The sequence below is a fragment of the Streptomyces sp. W16 genome (assembly GCF_033194735.1).
In the GTDB taxonomy this organism is placed as follows: Bacteria; Actinomycetota; Actinomycetes; order Streptomycetales; family Streptomycetaceae; genus Streptomyces.
On record NZ_JAWOAI010000765.1, the window covers coordinates 1 to 3540 of the forward strand.

4 protein-coding genes are annotated in these 3540 nt (G+C 71.7%); all 4 read right to left on the minus strand.

Annotated elements, in window-relative coordinates; genetic code table 11:
- Positions 1-165: 165 nt before the first annotated feature.
- Positions 166-330: a hypothetical protein gene (locus tag R6V09_RS48805; protein WP_317887883.1), complete on the minus strand. Its 165-nt coding sequence runs from the start codon at positions 328-330 to the stop codon at positions 166-168.
- Between the two features lie 364 nt (positions 331-694).
- On the minus strand, positions 695-1579 hold the full coding sequence (locus R6V09_RS48810) for a hypothetical protein (RefSeq protein WP_317887884.1): 885 nt from the start codon (positions 1577-1579) through the stop codon (positions 695-697).
- A gap of 7 nt (positions 1580-1586) precedes the next feature.
- Positions 1587-2387 carry a thioesterase II family protein gene (locus tag R6V09_RS48815; RefSeq protein WP_317887885.1) on the minus strand — a complete coding sequence of 267 codons (801 nt, stop codon included), beginning with the start codon at positions 2385-2387 and terminating at the stop codon, positions 1587-1589.
- A gap of 90 nt (positions 2388-2477) precedes the next feature.
- The coding region (locus tag R6V09_RS48820; protein ID WP_317887886.1) for an MFS transporter at positions 2478-3540 on the minus strand (1063 nt) is incomplete at its 5' end.

A 3540-nucleotide genomic window follows, 5' to 3' on the forward strand; every position in this document is an offset into this window, starting at 1 on the left:
CGGCGTGCCGGGTCAGCCGCCCGTCCGCGCAGGCGACGACGCCCGCGGCTTCCTGCCCGCGGTGCTGGAGGGCGATCAGCATGGTGCGCACAAGAGGTACGACATCGCCCTGCGTGTCCCACGCGCCCGCGACCCCGCAGGCCTCGCGCGGCTTGTCACCGCTGGTCATCGCAGGTCGCCGCCATCGGCGAGCCAGGCCTCGAACGCGTCGAGGCCGGGCAGGACATGGTGGGCGCAGGCGAGGACCGCGAGGTTCTGCCGCATCGGCGTGACGGCGACGACGGTACGGCCGGCCTGCCAGGCGCTGAACATCTCGCACGCGGTGCCCATGCTCGGTTCGTGTCCGGGCAGCCAGGCCACGCACACGTCGCTGTCCGCCGCGTACCGGGTGAGCCGGTGGAAGGTGTCGGTGAGGGCGACGAGGGCGGGGCGAGGTCGTCGCGGTGCACGGTCCCGGCCGCGGCCAGCTCCGCGTGGGCGCGCCTGACCTGCTCCTCGTCGGCGCCCAGCCAGTCCCGCATCAGGACACCGGGGTCGTGGACGACGGCGGCCGGACGGTGCCGGAGGATCACCTCGGTGAGGGTCTCGCGGTAGCCCTGGTCGGCGAGTTCGGCGCCGCGGCGGGCGCCTTGCATCACTCCGGCCAGGAAGTACGAGCGCAGGTCGGTCCTGGCCGGGCGGATGTCGGCGGGTGTCACGCGTCCTCCAGGCTGTACTCGGGAAGGGCCGGCGCGGCGGGCGCCTTGCTGTCGTAGAGCGCGGCGGCCGTGAGGAGTTGGCCGACCATGTCCTCGGTCGTGCCGCGTACGGCATCGGCGATCAGTTCCAGCTCCCGGGCGAAGTCCCCTGTGCCGTGGCGGAAGACGCGGCCCTGGTTGTCACGGACGATCAGATGGCGGGCGTCGACCAGCTGCTGCCGGGGCCGGCCGGTGAACGGCAGCACCAGTTCACGTACTTGGTGGTCGTCGCGGTGCACCGTGCGGATCGAGAAGTTGTTCTGCTCGGGGTGCAGCAGCAGGCGCCGGACCAGCGGGGCCGGGGGCGGCACGGACGGGACCACGGAGTCGGTGCGCATGGTGAACGCGCGGTAGGTGACGTCCTCGTCCTTGGCGGGGCTGTAGCGCAGGTACTGGAGAAGGATCGCGCCGTCGGACCGGCGCCAGGTCGCGCGCACCTTCGAGGGCGCGGGCGAGCCGTCCGGCCGGGTCCGGACCGGGTAGGCGTCCGCCTCGACGCGCAGGGTGGGGCCGGCGTCCTGGTGTCCGAGGTCGAAGCGGAGGGGTTCGCGGTGCATGAGGTACGGGTCGAGGACGGTCAGTGTGTCCGCTTCGGTGAAGACGGCCGAGGCGTGGCGCCCTCCGACCCGGAAGACGGCCTCGCCGCCCGCCCGTTCGGCGACCAGTCGTCCGGCCTCGAACGACTGCCAGACGCAGGCCATGCCCAGTCGCCGGGGGACGGCTCCGGTGCCGTAGTACTCGTGGAACTGGGCGGCGCTGTTGTAGGGCACCTCGTGCAGGATCTCTGTCAGCACACCGGCGTAGACGTGTTCCTCGACGGTGTTCCGGGTCGTGGTCGGCACGGCTGGTTCATCTCCCTCGTACGGTCGTCGGCAGGTTCGGGTGTGGTGCTTCGAGGTGGCGGAGCAGCCGGCTGATCAGGTGGGCTCGCTGCGGTATCAGGTAGAAGTGATCGCCGGGCAGGACGTGGAGGTCGAAGGGGCCGCTGGTGCAGTCCCGCCAGTCGGCCGTCGTCGCGGGTGTGGCCGCGGGATCGCCGTCGCCGACGAACGCCGTCACGGGGCAGGTCAGTTGTGGGCCGGGGCGGTGGCGGTAGGTCTCGGCCAGCCGGAAGTCGGCCCGTACGACGGGCAGGACGAGTTCGCGGATGCCGGGGTCGGCGAGGAGTTCGGGGTCGGTGCCGCCGGGCCGGGCGAGTTCGGCGGCCAGCCGGTCGTCGTCGTAGTGGTGGACGGTGCCGGGGCGGTGGGCGGAGGGCGCGGTCCGCCCGGACACGAACAACCGCTGGATCGCGGCGGGTCGGCGGGACCGCAGCACGCGCGCCACCTCGTAGGCCACGGTGGCGCCGAGGCTGTGCCCGAAGAGCACGAGCGGCGACCGGTGCCACTCCGTGAGGAGATCGGCGACGGGGAGGACCAGCTGTTCCAGACTCCGGGCGAGCGGGTGCGCGATGCGGTCGTCGCGTCCCGGGTACTGCACGGCCCACAGTTCCACCGAGGGCGGCAGGAGGGGCACCCACGGGAGGAAGAAGCGGGCGGAACCTCCGGCGTGCGGGAAGCAGACGATCCGCGCCCGGGGTTCCGCCGCGGGGACGGTCCGGTTGGAAAGCCGGCGTAACCATATTCGGTCGGCCGACGGCGCCGAACTCATCACCATTTCACTTCCTCCCCTGCGTCCCTTTGTCTATGGACGAGTCTGGGATGCCGTGAGAGGAGTGGCAAAGAAGCTTCGTTCACTTCGTCATGTGGCCGCTTCCACACGTTTCGGAACGCGCCATACCGGAAAGGCGGCGAGGGCCATGACGACGACAGTGGTCCACAATTCGGTGCGGATTCCGAGGGATTCACCGACGAAGCCGCCGAGTATTCCGCCCAGCGGCATGGCGCCCCACATGAGGAAACGCATGGTCGCGTTCATTCTGCCGCGCAGTTCTTCCGGGCACAGCAGCTGCCGCAGTCCCACCTGGGTGACGTTGTAGACGCCCATTCCCGCGTAGCCGAGGAAGGTTCCCGTGCCGTAGAGCAGCATTCTCCAGTCGGCGTGGGCCAGCGGCAGCAGTGCCATGGGGGCCGCCGTGAGGACGACGCTTCCCCGGAGGAGCCGGGTGGTGTCGAAGGCCGCGGCCAGTCGCCCGGCCAGGCCGGCGCCGAGCAGCCCGCCCACGGCGCCGACGGCGAGGACCAGACCGTAACCGAACGAGGACAGCCCCAACTCGCGGACCAGGAACACCGGTTGTACGGCGAGCCAGGCGGTCTCCCCCAGGACGATGAGGAACCCCGCGGCGGCGAGCGCCCGCAGGGCCGGCCGGTCCCGGACGAGTACGAGACCTTCCTTGATGTCGGGCAGGATCCGTCGCCCGGGGTCGCGTGGCTTGCGCTGTTCGTGGTGCCGGATCGCGCCCAGGAACAGGGCCGAGCCGAGATATCCGAGGGCGTTGGCGAGGACGACCGGCGGAGCCGAGAGCCACTGGACCAGCAGCCCGCCCAGCGGCGGTCCCACGGCGGTGGCGGAGGACTGGGTCGCCTCCAGCCCGGACACCGCCGGGATGACGTGCTCGCGCCCGACGAGGGACGGTACATAGCTCATGTGGGTGACGTCGAACAGGACCGTGCCGAGCCCCACCAGCAGGGCGACGACGTACAACTGGGGCAGGCTCAGCACGTCCAGCAGGGCGGCGGCCGGGATGGTGAGCAGCAGCGCGGCGCGGACGAGGTCGGCGGCGATCAGGAGCGGGCGGCGGCGCAGCCGGTCCGCCCAGACGCCCGCGGGCAGGCCGATGGCCAGGAACGCGACCGTCTCGGCG

Coding starts and splice junctions, on each gene's coding strand:
- R6V09_RS48805 (WP_317887883.1), bottom strand. CDS start 330: ATGGGCACCGCGTGCGAGATGTTCAGCGCCTGGCAGGCCGGCCGTACC.
- R6V09_RS48815 (WP_317887885.1), bottom strand. CDS start 2,387: ATGAGTTCGGCGCCGTCGGCCGACCGAATATGGTTACGCCGGCTTTCC.